We start from the raw sequence: 13,491 nt of genomic DNA on the forward strand, positions 1-13,491 counted from the left end.
CCCGCGCAGGATGACCGACCGATGACACTGCTGTGGATAGCCCTGCTGCCCCTGCTGGGGGTTCTGGTGCCCGCGTTCACCGCGCAACGTGGGCGACGCTTCTGCTCCCTGGCCACCGCGGCGCTGCCCGCGCTGGCGCTGCTGCTGACCCTCGTCCAGCTGCCGACCCTGGCGGCCGACGAGACGCTGCGCGTCGCCGTCGACTGGGTGCCCACCCTCGGCCTCGAGCTCGCCTTCCGGCTGGACGGCCTGTCGGTGCTCTTCAACCTGCTGATCATGGGCATCGGCCTGCTGATCCTGCTCTACGCGCACTTCTACCTGTCGCCGGAGGAGCCCTTCGGGCGTTTCTACGCCTACCTGATCCTCTTCATGGCCTCCATGGTCGGCATCGTGATGGCCGACAACCTGCTGCTGCTGTGGCTCTACTGGGAGCTGACCAGCCTCTCCTCCTTCCTGCTGATCGGCTTCTGGTCGCACAGAAGCGACGCCCGCAAGGGGGCGCGCATGGCGCTGACCGTGACCGGCGCCGGCGGCCTGGCGCTGCTTGCCGGCCTGCTGCTGCTGGGCGACATCGTCGGCAGCTACGACATGCAGGTGGTGCTCGACAGCGGCAGCGCCATCCTCGCCGACCCGCGCTACCCCTGGATGCTGGGGCTGGTGCTGCTCGGTGCCTTCACCAAGTCGGCGCAGTTCCCCTTCCAGTTCTGGCTGCCCCACGCCATGGCGGCCCCCACGCCGGTCTCGGCCTACCTGCACTCGGCGACCATGGTCAAGGCGGGCATCTTCCTGATGGCCCGCCTGCACCCGGCCATCGCCGGCAGCGAGCTGTGGACGGTGGTCGTGTCGCTGATCGGCATGGCGACGCTGCTCTACGGCGCCTGGTTCGCGCTGATGAAGACCGACCTCAAGGGCATCCTGGCCTTCTCCACAGTGAGCCACCTCGGCCTGATCACCGTGCTGCTGGGCATCGGCAGCCCCATGGCGGTGCTCGCCGCGCTCTTCCACATCCTCAACCATGCCGCCTTCAAGGCGGCGCTGTTCATGTGCGCCGGGATCATCGACCACGAGACCGGCACCCGCGAGCTCAAGCGGCTGGGCGGGCTTCGCCGCGCCATGCCGGTCACCGCCCTGCTGACCACCCTGGCCGGCGCCGCCATGGCCGGGGTGCCGCTGTTCAACGGCTTCCTCTCCAAGGAGATGTTCTTCACCGAGACCCTGGCGAGCCCGGTGCTCGGCGGGCTGAGCTGGCTGCTGCCGGTGCTCGCCACCCTGGGCGGCATCCTCTCGGTGGCCTACTCGCTGCGCCTGGTGCACGCGGTGTTCTACAAGCCGGCCCGCGAGGCGCCGCCCAAGTCGCCCCACGAGCCGCCCTGGCTGATGCGCGCCCCGGTGGCGCTGCTGGTGGTGATCTGCGTGCTGGTGGGCCTCGCCCCGGTGCTGGCCGAGGGCCTGCTGGCTCTGGCGATCACGCCGGTGCTCGGCGAGACGATGGAGTTCCACCTGGCGATCTGGCACGGCGTCAACCTGCCGCTCGCCATGAGCGGCGTGGCGCTGGTCGCCGGCGTGGCGATGTACGCCCGCCATGCCGACCTGCAGCGCTTCCTGAAGGGCTTTCGCCCGGTGGACGCGCGCCTGGTGTTCGAGGGCGCCGTGCAGCGGCTCTCCAACCGGGCCGAGACGACGCTGCGGCGCATCGACAACGGCTCCCAGCAGCGCTACGTGGGGCTGCTGCTGCTGGCCTCGGTGGTGGTGGCGGGGCTCGGCCTGTCCGGCATGCCGCTGCTCACCGGCGACCAGGGCAACCAGCCCGTCGACGGCGTGCTGCTGGTGGGCGCCGGCCTGCTGATCTTCGGCGGCATCGGCACCGCCGCCACCCACCGCTACCGCCTGATCTCGCTGCTGATGCTCTCGGTGGTGGGGCTCATCGTGTCGCTGACCTTCGCCCGCTTCTCGGCGCCCGACCTGGCGCTGACCCAGCTGTCGGTGGAGGTGGTGACCATGATCCTGCTGATGCTGGCGCTCTACTTCCTGCCCCAGCGCACCTCCCGCGAGACCTCGTCGGCGCGCCACGTGCGCGACATCGTGCTGGCCGGCGCCCTGGGCATGGCGGTGGCCAGCCTCAACTACGCGGTGCTGACCCGCGACACCACCAGCCTCTCGAGCTTCTTCCTCGAGAACAGCGTGTCGGGCGGCGGCGGCCACAACGTGGTCAACGTCATCCTCGTCGACTTCCGCGGCTTCGATACCCTGGGCGAGATCACCGTGCTGGCCCTGGCGGGACTGGCCATCTTCAAGCTGCTGCGGCGCCTGCGCCTGTTCATGCCCCACAGCGACACCGAGGGCCGCCTCTGGTCACCGGACCGCTACCCGGCGATCCTCACCTCCATCTCCCTGGCCCTGCTGCCGCTGGCGCTGCTGGTCTCGGCGTTCATCTTCCTGCGCGGCCACAACCTGCCCGGCGGCGGCTTCATCGCGGGGCTGGTCACCGCGGTGGCGATGATCCTGCTCTACATGGCGCGCGGCGTGGAGTGGGCCCAGGAGCGGCTGCAGTTCGAGTACCAGCCGGTGGCCATCGCCGGCGTCGGCATCGCCACCCTGACGGGGCTCGGCAGCTGGCTGTTCGGCGAGCCGTTCCTGACCTCGGCCTTCGGCCACTTCCACCTGCCGGTGATCGGCGACTTCGAGCTGGCCACCGCCCTGCTCTTCGACCTGGGGGTCTACCTGGCGGTAGTCGGCGCCACCCTGATGATCCTCGCCAACCTGGGCAAGGTCACCACGGCCCACAGCCCCGCCAAGGGCGCCCCGGCCAGCGACGAGAACCTGTCCCGTTCCAGCAAGGAGAAACACTGATGGAAAGCCTCTACGCCATCACCACCGGCGTGCTGACCGCCTGCGGGCTCTACCTGACGCTGCGCGGGCGGACCTTCCCGGTCGTCGTCGGGCTGACCCTGCTCTCCTATGCGGTCAACCTCTTCCTGTTCTCCATGGGCGGACTGACGACCGGCGCCGCGGCGATCATCGACGGCCAGTCCCATTTCGCCGACCCCCTGCCCCAGGCGCTGGTGCTGACCGCCATCGTGATCGGCTTCGCCATGACCGCCTTCGTGGTCATCCTGGCCATGCGCGCCCGCAGCGAGCTGGGCAATGACCACGTCGACGGTCGCAAGCGAGAGGAGCCTCACCGGTGATGCAGCACCTGATCGTTCTCCCCGTCGTCCTGCCCCTGGTGGTGGGACTGATCCTGCTGCGCAGCCGGCACGGCGCCATGCGCACCCATCGCACGGTGGGCGTCGCCGCCACCGCCCTGCTGGTGGCGGTGGCCGCGGTGATGCTGGCCCGGGCCGCCGGCGGCGAGGTCACCTACTACGCGCTGGGCGGCTGGCAGCCGCCCTTCGGCATCGTGCTGGTGCTCGACCGCCTCTCGGCGCTGATGATCATGGTCACCGCGGTGCTGGCGCTGGGCTGCGTGATCTTCGCCTGTGCCGGCGACGACGAGCGCGGCAGCAACTTCCACGGCCTCTTCCAGCTGCAGCTGATGGGCATCAACGGCGCCTTCCTGACCGGTGACCTGTTCAACCTCTTCGTGTTCTTCGAGGTGCTGCTGCTGGCCTCCTACGCGCTGCTGATCCACGGCGGCGGCAAGTCGCGGATCCAGTCGGCGGTGCACTACGTGGTGCTCAACCTGGTCGGCTCGTCGCTGTTCTTGATCAGCGTGGGCGTGCTCTACGGCGCCACCGGCACCCTCAACATGGCCGACATGGCCGTGCGCCTGGCGGAGCTGCCCGCCGAGCGCGCGGGCCTGGTCACCGCGGGGGGGCTGATGCTGCTGGTGGTGTTCGGCCTCAAGGCCGCCATCCTGCCGCTCTACTTCTGGCTGCCGCGCGCCTATGCCGCCGCCCCGGCCCCGGTCGCCGCGCTCTTCGCGATCATGACCAAGGTCGGCATCTACGCCATCCTGCGGGTCTACACGCTGATCTTCGGCGAGCAGGCCGGCGTGCTGGAGGCCCTCGAGCGCCCCTGGGTGTGGTGGCTGTCGCTGGCGACCATGGTGGTGGCCGGCATCGGCGTGCTGGCCGCCCGCGACCTGCGTCTGCTGGTGGCCTACCTGGTGGTCATCTCGGTGGGCACGCTGCTGGCCGGCATCGGCATGGGCTCGCCGGCGGCCGTCTCCGCCCTGCTCTACTACCTGGTGCACAGCACCTTCGTCACCGGCGCGCTCTTCCTGATCGCCGAGATGATCGGCCTGCAGCGGGGCAAGGCGGGCACGCGGCTGGTCAAGGGGCGTCCGCTGCGCGACGGCCGCCGGCTGGCCGGGCTGTTCTTCGTCGGGGCGATCGCCGTGGCCGGCCTGCCACCGCTGTCCGGCGCCCTCGGCAAGGCGCTGCTGATGGATGCCGCCGCGCCCTGGCAGCAGCCGTGGCTGTGGCCGATCCTGCTCGGCACCGGCCTCGCCGCCCTGGTCGCCCTCTCGCGCGCCGGCTCGACGCTGTTCTGGCGCAGCCATGACGGCGAGGCCAGCGGCGAGGCGCTGTCGCGCTCGCGCTGGCTGGGCGCCGGCGGGCTGCTCGCCGCCTCGCCGCTGCTGGTCGCCCTGGCGGGCCCGGTCAGCGACTACACCCGTGCCACCGCCGACCAGCTGGCCGATCCGGATGTGCTGGTGCGCGCCGTCCTGTCTGATGCCGGAGAGTCCCCATGATCACGCCTCGCCGCTGGCTCCCCCTGCCCCTGCTGTCGATCCTGCTGCTGGTCGTCTGGCTGCTGATGGTCCGCAGCATCGCCCCGGGCCAGATCCTGCTGGGCGGGGTGCTGGCCCTGCTCATCCCGCTGGCCACCTACCGCTTCTGGGACGCCCAGCCCCACGTGGCGAAGCCGGGGCTGCTGCTGCGCTTCGTGGCGCGCGTGCTGGTCGACATCCTGGTCGCCAACATCCAGGTGGCCTGGCTGATCATCAACCCGCGCCAGCGCATGCGTCCGGCCTTCGTCGTCTATCCGCTGATGCTGGAGGAGCGCTTCACCATCACCCTGCTGGCCAGCACCATCAGCCTCACTCCGGGCACGGTATCGGCCAACCTGCGCATGGACGGCAAGTCGCTGCTGATCCATACCCTCGACATGGAGGACGAGGACGCGCTGATCGAGACGATACGCGAGCGCTACGAGCGGCCGCTGAAGGAGATCTACGAATGCTAGACATCGCCCTGAAGATCAGCATCACCCTGATCCTGCTGTCCATCCTGCTGAACGCCTATCGACTGACGGTCGGGCCCGACATGCCCGACCGCATCCTGGCGCTGGACACCATGTACGTGAACTCCATCGCGCTGATCGTGCTGATGGGTCTGTGGCTCAACACCAAGACCTATTTCGAGGCGGCCCTGCTGATCGCCATGCTCGGCTTCATCAGCACCGTGGCGGTCTGCAAGTACATCCTGCGCGGCGACATCATCGAATAGGCCAGCAACGTCGGAGCCACCATGAACGTCTACGTTATCCTCGAGGGCGTCATCGCCTTCTTCCTGATCGCCGGGGGCATCTTCGCCTTCATCGGCTCGCTGGGCATGGCCCACCTGCGCGACTTCTACATGCGCCTGCACGGGCCGACCAAGGCGACCACCCTGGGGATCGGCTGCATCCTGATCAGCTCGATGCTCTACTTCTCGACCACCCAGGGCGAGCCGATCATCCAGGAGATGCTGATCACCCTGTTCCTGTTCATCACCGCACCGGTGAGCGCCCACCTGCTGGCCAAGACGGGCCTGCACCTCACGCTCAAGCACGTGCCCAAGACCCGCGGCAAGCCCGTGGAGCTCTATCGCGAGGAGGTCGGCGAGAAGCCCGTCCCGCACCCGGAGCAGTGATCGCGACGGCGCGCTAGACCCAGCCGCCGAGCTCGTTGTCGATCACCGAGAGCAGCGCGGCGATGTGGTCGTCGCGGTCGTTCAGGCAGGGAATGTAGGTGAAGGTCTCGCCGCCGGCCGCGAGGAAGGCGTCGCGGATCTCCTCCTCGATCTCCTCGAGGGTCTCCACGCAGTCGGCCGAGAAGGCCGGCGAGACCACCGCGATGTGCTTCTTGCCCTGGCGCGCCAGCTCGGCGACGTGCTCCACGGTGGCCGGCCCCACCCACTCCTCGGGGCCGAACTGCGACTGGAAGGCCGTCTGGATGGCCGCCTCGTCCCAGCCCAGGCGCTCGCGCAGCAGGCGCGTGGTCTTCTGGCACTGGCAGTGGTAGGGGTCGCCCTCCAGCAGGTAGCGCTTGGGCACACCGTGGTAGGAGGCCACCAGCACCTCCGGGGGCGTCTCGGCGGCCTCATAGGCCTCGCGCACCGAGTTGGCCAGGGCGTCGAGGTAGGCGGGATGCTCGAAGTAGGCCGGCACGGTGCGCAGCGACGGCTGCCACTTGAGCTTCATCAGGGTGCGGAAGGCCTGGTCGTTGGCGGTGGCGGTGGTCGGCGAGGCGTACTGAGGATAGAGCGGGAAGAACAGGATGCGCTCGCAGCCCTCGGCCTGCAGGCGGCGCAGCACGCTGTCGGTGGAGGGGTTGCCGTAGCGCATGCAGAAGTCCACCACCACCCGGTCGCCGTGACGCTCGGCCAGCCCCTCGGCCACCTTGCGGGTCTGCTCCCGGGTGATGGTCAGCAGCGGGCTCTCGTCCTTTTCGGTGTTCCAGATGCCGCGGTAGGCCTCGCCGGACTTGAAGGGTCGGCGCGAGAGGATGATCAGCTGCAGCAGCGGCTGCCACTTCCAGTCCGGATAGTCGACCACCCGCTTGTCGGAGAGGAACTCGCTGAGGTAGCGACGCATCGACCAGTAGTCGGTGGCATCCGGGGTGCCCAGGTTGGCCAGCACCACGCCCACCTTGCCCCGGGGCACGGCGGGATGATCGGCGGGTGCATGGGGCGGGCGATCCGCTCGGGGCTGGGCGTGGTCGGCGGCGGCAAGCGGCGTCTCGGGGGCGGCCATGAGGTCATCCTTGTGATAGCTCGGGTGAACGGGGTCGCGATGGTCGCGAGAGGCTAAAGCCTACCACCGACGGGCGCCATCGCGGAATCGAGTTATACTATAACGACCATTTGTACAACTTCTGGTCAATTCATGCCCACACCGCTGATCCTGGTCCTCGGCGACCAGCTGAGCCACGACCTCGCCACCCTGCGCGACCTGCCGGACGGGGCGGTCATCGCCCTGTGCGAGGTGGGCGCCGAGGCGAGCTACGTGCCCCACCACCCCCAGAAGATCGCGCTGATCTTCGCGGCCATGCGCCACTTCGCCGAGGAGCTTCGCGAGCGCGGCCTTCTCGTGCACTACAGCGCCCTGGACGACGACGACAACGCCCAGGACCTGATCAGCGAGGCGGAGCGCCTCGCCGACCGCTACGGCTGCGACGAGATCCGCGCCGTGCGCCCCGGCGAGTGGCGGCTGTGGCAGGCGATGGGCGAGCGCGCCGAGGCCGAGCGGCCCTGGCGGCTCGTCGAGGATGACCGCTTCTTCAGCACCCCCGAAGCGTTCGACGCCTGGGCCCGGGGCCGCAAGGCCCCGCGCCAGGAGCACTTCTATCGCCTGCTGCGCCGCCGCACCGGGCTCTTGATGGAGGGCGATGCGCCCGCCGGCGGAAAGTGGAACTTCGATCACGACAACCGCGAACCGCTGCCCGACTCGCTGCGTCCGCCCGCACCCCCCGAGCACCGCCGTGACGCCACCACCGAGGCGGTGCTCGCCCTGGTGGCCGAGCGCTTCGGGGATCACTTCGGCACCCTCGAGGGCTTCCACTGGCCGGTCACCCGCGACCAGGCGCTGGAGGAGCTCGCCCACTTCCTCGAGCACCGGCTGGCGGCGTTCGGCCGCCTCCAGGACGCGATCAGCGACCGCGAGCCCTTCCTCTACCACTCGCGGCTATCGACGGCGCTCAACCTCGGGCTGCTCTCGCCCCGGGAGGTGTGCGAGGCGGTCGAGCGCGAATACCACGAGGGGCGCGCGCCGCTGAATGCCGTGGAGGGCTTCATCCGCCAGGTGCTGGGCTGGCGGGAGTACGTGCGCGGGCTCTACTGGACGCGCATGCCCGACTACAAGCGCGGCAACGCCCTGGGCGCCAGCCGCGGCCTGCCGAGCTTCTTCTGGGACGGCAAGACCGAGCTTCGCTGCCTGCGCCGCGCCATCGAGATGACCCGCGACCACGCCTATGCCCACCATATCCAGCGGCTGATGGTCACCGGCAACTTCGCGCTGCTCTGCGACGTGGCGCCCGAGGCGCTCTGCGACTGGTACCTCGCCGTCTACGCCGACGCCTGCGAGTGGGTGGAGCTGCCCAACACCCTGGGGATGGTGCTGCACGCCGACGGCGGGCTGATGGGCTCGAAACCCTACTGCGCCTCGGGCAAGTACATCGATCGCATGTCGGATCACTGCCGGCACTGCCGCTTCGACCCGAAGCGGGTCACGGGCCCCGACGCCTGCCCCTTCAACAGCCTCTACTGGGACTTCCTCGAGCGCCACGCCGACGCCCTCGGCGCCAACCCGCGCATGAAGCTGATCTACGGCAGCCTGTCGCGCATGAGCGATGACAAGCGCGCCGCCATGCGCGACCAGGCCAGGGCCTTCCTCGAGGGGCTGGATGCCGCGCCTGCCTATGGCCAGGGACCCCACTGGGCGGGCTATGGCGACGCCGAGCCGGGTGACGCCGGGGAGACGACGCCATGAGCCGCCACGCCACACTCCGTGCCCGCGCCCCGGTGACCCTCTTCCACGACGGCCACTGCCCGCTGTGCCAGCGCGAGGTCGCCTGGCTGTCGCGCCATCCGCGCCGCGCGCGGGTCAGGCTGGTGGACATCCAGGCGCCGGAATTCGACGCCGCGGCACTCGGCAGCAGCTTCACGGCGATGATGGGCCGTCTGCACGTGCGCGACGCGGCGGGGGACTGGTACGTGGGCATGGACGCCAGCCGCGCGCTCTACGCGGTGCTGGGCTATCGTCGGCTGGTCTGGCTGAGCACCCTGCCAGGGATCGGCGGGATGATGGATGCGGGGTACCGCTGGTTTGCCCGCCGTCGCGTTCGCCTGGGGCGCTGGCTGGAACGGCGGAAGAAGGACTAGCGGGGCAAGGTAGGCGCTCGCCCGCGCCGGGTCAGAAGACCAGCGGCATGCGCGAGGTCAGCGGGTCGTGGTAGTGGGTCTCGCGGCCGATGACCTCGTCGTGGGGCACCTGCTGCACCAGGTAGGCGCGGTGGATGCCGGCCCGCTTGAGCTCGAGGTAGACGTCGTCTAGCGAGCGAAACAGGATCGGCTTGCCGGCGCGGGTCAGCATGTGGCGGCCGCCCTCCACGTCCTCGAGCTCGACCTGGTAGAAACGGCTGCCGGCATGGCCGATCACGCGAATCTCGAAATTGTCGTGGTGGGCCACGAAGTCCTTCAATGCCTGGAAATCCATGGGGCCATCCTCCTGATGTCCGGTCGGTGATGTCGGAGTGCACGCTGGGGACAGCCTGGGCCGCCCCGATGACGATCGCGTGTCGCCGACGTTACCTTCCAGTGACCCCGGTTCCGGCGCGAGGTTCCAGGTCTACTGATATTCGGAGGGGTCGATGGCCTTGCCCAGGGAGTTGCGATCGACCCACTTGCCGGCCTTGGTCTCCTTGTAGCGGAACACCACCTTGTCGCCGACCTTCACCGGGAGCTCCGAGTCCTCGGTCTGGTAGCTGTAGGCCTCGCCGTCCACCTGCAGGTGGTAGCGATAGAGGTCGGGCATCCCCAGCCACTCCTTGAAGGGGCCTTCACGCTCCATCGACTGGAGCTCGCCGCGCCCCTCGAGTTTCGGGGTCCGCTGGCGATTGCCGCGTCGAAATCCGCCTGCCATGGTCTCTCCTGCCTGTGGGATTGAAGGGAACGGCATTATACGGGGCCGCCGACGGGACTCAAGGGGCCCGTCACTCGCCGAAGGCCTCGCGATAGCTGTCCGGTGCCAGGTCCTCGAAGCGCGTGTACTTGCCGATGAAGGCCATGTGCACCGTGCCGATGGGGCCGTTACGCTGCTTGCCGATGATCACCTCGGCCAGCCCCTGGTTGTCGGGATTGTCCGGATTGTAGACCTCGTCGCGATAGACGAAGCCGATGATGTCGGCGTCCTGCTCGATGGCGCCGGACTCGCGCAGGTCCGACATCACCGGGCGCTTGTTGGGGCGCTGCTCCAGGGAGCGGTTGAGCTGCGAGAGCGCCACCACCGGGCAGCCGAACTCCTTGGCCAGCCCCTTGAGCGAGCGGGAGATCTCCGAGATCTCGCCGGTACGGTTCTCCGAGAAGCCCGGGATCTGCATCAGCTGCAGATAGTCGATCATGATCAGCCCCAGGTTGCCCTGTTCGCGCACCACGCGGCGGATGCGCGAGCGCATCTCGCTGGGCGAGAGCGCCGCGGTGTCGTCGATGAACAGCTGCTTGTCCTTGAGCAGGTTGACCGCCGAGGTGAGGCGCGGCCAGTCCTCGTCCTCCAGCTGGCCGGTACGCACCCGGGTCTGGTCGATGCGCCCCAGCGACGAGAGCATGCGCAGCATCAGCGATTCCGCGGGCATCTCCATGGAGAACACCATCACCGGCTTGTCGCTCGAGATCACCGCGTGCTCGACCAGGTTCATGGCGAAGGTGGTCTTGCCCATGGAGGGACGCCCGGCAATGATCACCAGGTCCGAGGGCTGCAGGCCCGAGGTCATCTCGTCGAGGTCGCGAAAGCCGGTCGAGAGGCCGGTCATCTCGCCCTGCATGTTGAACAGCTCGTCGATGCGGTCGACCGCCTTGGTCAGCAGCTCGCTCATGCCGATGGGGCCGCCCGACTTGGGCCGCTCCTCGCTGATCTGGAAGACCAGCCGCTCGGCCTCGTCGACCAGCTCGTCGGCGGGACGCCCCTGGGGGCTGAAGGCGCCGTCGGCGATCTGGCTGGCCGCCCGGATCAGCTTGCGCAGGGTGGCGCGCTCGCGAACGATGTCGGCGTAGGCGCGGATGTTGCTGGCCGAGGGCGTGTTGCGCGCCAGTTCGGCGAGGTAGGCCAGCCCACCCACGGTATCCAGCTGGTCGCGCCCCTCCAGGGCCTCGGAGAGGGTCACCACGTCCAGCGGCCGCCCCGACTCGGCCAGGCCCGCCATGACGTTGAAGATCAGCCGATGCTCGTAGCGGTGGAAGTCGTCCGCCACCAGGCGGTCGGCCACGTTGTCCCAGGCCTGGTTGTCGAGCATCAGGCCGCCGAGCACCGACTGCTCGGCCTCCACGGAGTGGGGCGGAACCTTGAGGGCGGCGGTTTCCTGGTCGAGGGCGACGGGCTCGTTCATGGTGCGCGGACCTTCAGGAGGGAAAGGGGCGGGCTCATTCTACCCGATGGCGGGCGAGGCGAGAAAAGGGACAAAAAGGGGGCGAGGATTCCTCCTCGCCCCCCTCTTGTCGCGGCACGCCCCGAGGCGCGTGCCGTCGGCAGCGGCCTTACTCGGCCACCACCACCACGCGCACGGTGGCGTCGACTTCGGCATGCAGGTGCAGGTCGATGTCGTACTCGCCGGTCTGGCGGATCGGACCCTGCGGCATGCGCACTTCGCTCTTGGCGACCTCGATCCCGGCGCTGGAGATGGCCTCGGCCAGGTCACGCGGACCGATGGAACCGAACAGCTTGCCCTCGTCGCCGGCCTTGGAGACCAGGGAGAGCTCGATGTCGTTCAGCTGTTCAGCGCGCGCCTCGGCCTCGGCCTTGCGCTCGGCGGCCTGGGCCTCGAGCTCGGCACGCTGCGCCTGGAAGGCCTCGATGTTGTCCTTGGTCGCCGGCACGGCCAGGCCGTAGGGCACCAGGTAGTTGCGGCCGTAACCGGGCTTGACGGTGACCTGGTCACCCAGACCGCCCAGCTTGCCAATCTTGTCGAGCAGAATGACGTCCATTCTCGTAAACCTCTTGTCAGTGGCTGCGGGCCAGTCGTCCACGGAAGTCCGCGAACGTGTCGATGAAGGCCATGAGCAGCACAATGAGAATCATGGGCCAGGTGGTGATCAGCAGCACATAGAAGGCGACCAGCCACAGCCCGTTCATTCCCTTATATCCGATAACACCATGCACCAGCGCGATGCCGGCCACCAGCAGCGGCACCCAGGCCAGCATGCCCAGGGCCGGTAGCCCCAGCACGCCGCCGAGCACCCCGAGCAGCACCAGCAGGGCGAGCTCCCGACGCGACAGGCGCAGCGCGTGGAACTCCTCGCGAAACCCGCCCGGGTTATAGAGCCCGGCCTGCCAGCCGCGTGCCAGGGCCAGGCAGGCCACGGCGGCGAGCAGCACGATCAGCGCGGTCACGCCACTGATCATCAGGCCGGCCAGCTGCTCGGTATCCATGCCCTGGGCCGCGAGCTCGCTGAGCATCGCCGCGATGTCCGGCGAGCCCTGGCGCAGCTGCTCCAGCACGAAGGCGGCCCCGCCCGGCGGCAGGAAGATGCCCAGCTGGATCATGCCCGAGCCGGCCAGGGTGCCGGCGATGATCGCCTCGCTCCAGCTCAGCCGGGCGCGCAGCACCACCGCCATCAGCACCACCAGCAGCACGCTGGCGAGCGGGATGACGTCTCCCTGGGTCCACCACAGGCCGGCGGGGATCGCCGCGGCGATCAGCACCGGCAGCGAGGCGGCCATGCCCTGGCGCAGCGTGACCAGAGCCACCACGGCGGCTCCCAGCCAGAACAGCCAGGGGATGGCGGTGCCCGCGGCGGCCCCCAGGGCCGCGTAGGGCGTGCCGCGCATCATCCAGCGGGCGACGGGCAACATCACGCGCAGTGCTTACTGGTGGCTGTCGGTGTAGGGCAGCAGCGCCAGGTAGCGTGCCCGCTTGATGGCGGTGGACAGCTGGCGCTGGTAACGGGCCTTGGTCCCGGTGATACGGCTGGGAACGATCTTGCCGGTCTCGGTGATGTAGGCCTTGAGCGTGTCCAGATCCTTGTAGTCGATCTGCTTCACGCCTTCAGCGGTGAAACGGCAGAACTTACGGCGACGGAAAAAGCGTGCCATGGGAAGACTCCTTCAGAGGTGCGATGGGGGTGCTCAGGCGGATTCGGTGCTGCGCGGCTTCTCGTCGCGACGGACACGCTTCTCTTCCACCGGCTTCATCATCGGCGAGGCCTCGGTGACGGCTTCCTTGGCGCGAACCACCAGGCTGCGGATGATGGCGTCGTTGAAGCGGAAGATGTTCTCGATCTCGTCGAGGGTCTCGCCGCTGCACTCGACGTTCATCAGCACGTAGTGAGCCTTGTGGATCTTGTTGATCGGGTAGGCCAGGTGGCGACGGCCCCAATCTTCGAGGCGATGCACGGTGCCGCCGTTCTCGGTGACGAGGCCGGTGTAGCGCTCGACCATGGCCGGGACCTGCTCGCTCTGGTCCGGGTGGACCATGAAGACGATCTCGTAGTGACGCATGGAATCTCCTTGCGGTTTGGCAGCTTCCACAGTGACGACCTCGGGTCGCTCAGGGGAAGCAAGGAGTGATTGTCAAAA

16 protein-coding genes are annotated in these 13,491 nt (G+C 68.8%); 8 read left to right on the top strand and 8 right to left on the bottom strand.

Annotated features, from left to right (window positions below; genetic code table 11):
• Positions 1 to 21: 21 nt before the first annotated feature.
• Genes C9F13_RS04785 through C9F13_RS04810 form a run of 6 tightly spaced genes read left to right on the top strand, consistent with a single transcriptional unit; the run spans position 22 to position 5,858 of the window.
• The gene (locus C9F13_RS04785; protein ID WP_108445053.1) at positions 22 to 2,850 is read left to right on the top strand and encodes a monovalent cation/H+ antiporter subunit A; all 2,829 of its coding nucleotides are present in this window, start codon (positions 22 to 24) and stop codon (positions 2,848 to 2,850) included.
• Positions 2,850 to 3,188: a Na+/H+ antiporter subunit C gene (locus C9F13_RS04790; RefSeq protein ID WP_108445054.1), complete on the top strand. Its 339-nt coding sequence runs from the start codon at positions 2,850 to 2,852 to the stop codon at positions 3,186 to 3,188. Before C9F13_RS04785 ends, C9F13_RS04790 begins: the two co-directional genes overlap by 1 nt.
• The gene (locus C9F13_RS04795) at positions 3,185 to 4,696 is read left to right on the top strand and encodes a monovalent cation/H+ antiporter subunit D (protein ID WP_108445055.1); all 1,512 of its coding nucleotides are present in this window, start codon (positions 3,185 to 3,187) and stop codon (positions 4,694 to 4,696) included. Before C9F13_RS04790 ends, C9F13_RS04795 begins: the two co-directional genes overlap by 4 nt.
• Positions 4,693 to 5,190 carry a Na+/H+ antiporter subunit E gene (locus C9F13_RS04800; RefSeq protein WP_108445056.1) on the top strand — a complete coding sequence of 166 codons (498 nt, stop codon included), beginning with the start codon at positions 4,693 to 4,695 and terminating at the stop codon, positions 5,188 to 5,190. The genes C9F13_RS04795 and C9F13_RS04800 overlap by 4 nt, the downstream gene beginning before the upstream one ends.
• Entirely contained in the window at positions 5,184 to 5,453 is a 270-nt protein-coding gene (locus tag C9F13_RS04805; RefSeq protein ID WP_108445057.1) for a K+/H+ antiporter subunit F, read from the top strand. Before C9F13_RS04800 ends, C9F13_RS04805 begins: the two co-directional genes overlap by 7 nt.
• Before the next feature lie 21 nt (positions 5,454 to 5,474).
• Positions 5,475 to 5,858, top strand: coding sequence for a Na+/H+ antiporter subunit G (locus C9F13_RS04810; protein WP_108445058.1), 384 nt, complete (start codon positions 5,475 to 5,477; stop codon positions 5,856 to 5,858).
• 13 nt (positions 5,859 to 5,871) lie between these two features.
• Here C9F13_RS04810 and hemH read toward each other — a convergent pair whose 3' ends face one another.
• Positions 5,872 to 6,960, bottom strand: a complete 1,089-nt coding sequence (gene hemH / locus C9F13_RS04815) for a ferrochelatase (protein WP_108445059.1) — start codon at positions 6,958 to 6,960, stop codon at positions 5,872 to 5,874.
• 132 nt (positions 6,961 to 7,092) lie between these two features.
• Between hemH and C9F13_RS04820 the strand changes: the two genes are divergently transcribed.
• Together C9F13_RS04820 and C9F13_RS04825 are read left to right on the top strand one after the other, a co-directional pair.
• A complete protein-coding gene (locus C9F13_RS04820) occupies positions 7,093 to 8,694 on the top strand; it encodes a cryptochrome/photolyase family protein (protein ID WP_108445060.1) in 1,602 nt (533 codons plus the stop codon).
• A complete protein-coding gene (locus C9F13_RS04825) occupies positions 8,691 to 9,086 on the top strand; it encodes a thiol-disulfide oxidoreductase DCC family protein (RefSeq protein WP_108445061.1) in 396 nt (131 codons plus the stop codon). The genes C9F13_RS04820 and C9F13_RS04825 overlap by 4 nt, the downstream gene beginning before the upstream one ends.
• 31 nt (positions 9,087 to 9,117) lie before the next feature.
• Here the strand turns inward: C9F13_RS04825 and C9F13_RS04830 are convergent, their stop codons facing one another.
• The 7 genes from C9F13_RS04830 to rpsF all read right to left on the bottom strand — a co-directional run bounded on the left by C9F13_RS04830 (position 9,118) and on the right by rpsF (position 13,413).
• The gene (locus C9F13_RS04830; protein WP_108445062.1) at positions 9,118 to 9,420 is read right to left on the bottom strand and encodes a DUF6482 family protein; all 303 of its coding nucleotides are present in this window, start codon (positions 9,418 to 9,420) and stop codon (positions 9,118 to 9,120) included.
• 132 nt (positions 9,421 to 9,552) lie between these two features.
• The gene (locus C9F13_RS04835; protein ID WP_108445063.1) at positions 9,553 to 9,846 is read right to left on the bottom strand and encodes a hypothetical protein; all 294 of its coding nucleotides are present in this window, start codon (positions 9,844 to 9,846) and stop codon (positions 9,553 to 9,555) included.
• Positions 9,847 to 9,916: 70 nt separating this feature from the next.
• Complete coding sequence (gene dnaB, locus C9F13_RS04840; RefSeq protein WP_108445064.1) at positions 9,917 to 11,305, bottom strand: replicative DNA helicase; 1,389 nt, start codon at positions 11,303 to 11,305, stop codon at positions 9,917 to 9,919.
• 148 nt (positions 11,306 to 11,453) lie between these two features.
• Positions 11,454 to 11,900, bottom strand: coding sequence for a 50S ribosomal protein L9 (gene rplI, locus C9F13_RS04845; RefSeq protein ID WP_108445065.1), 447 nt, complete (start codon positions 11,898 to 11,900; stop codon positions 11,454 to 11,456).
• 16 nt (positions 11,901 to 11,916) lie between these two features.
• Positions 11,917 to 12,768, bottom strand: a complete 852-nt coding sequence (locus C9F13_RS04850; protein WP_108445066.1) for a YybS family protein — start codon at positions 12,766 to 12,768, stop codon at positions 11,917 to 11,919.
• Positions 12,769 to 12,780: 12 nt separating this feature from the next.
• Positions 12,781 to 13,008 carry a 30S ribosomal protein S18 gene (rpsR, locus tag C9F13_RS04855; protein WP_016853668.1) on the bottom strand — a complete coding sequence of 76 codons (228 nt, stop codon included), beginning with the start codon at positions 13,006 to 13,008 and terminating at the stop codon, positions 12,781 to 12,783.
• 33 nt (positions 13,009 to 13,041) lie between these two features.
• The gene (rpsF, locus tag C9F13_RS04860; RefSeq protein WP_040185479.1) at positions 13,042 to 13,413 is read right to left on the bottom strand and encodes a 30S ribosomal protein S6; all 372 of its coding nucleotides are present in this window, start codon (positions 13,411 to 13,413) and stop codon (positions 13,042 to 13,044) included.
• Positions 13,414 to 13,491: the final 78 nt, after the last annotated feature.

The sequence above is a fragment of the Halomonas denitrificans genome (genome assembly GCF_003056305.1).
GTDB lineage: Bacteria > Pseudomonadota > Gammaproteobacteria > Pseudomonadales > Halomonadaceae > Halomonas > Halomonas denitrificans.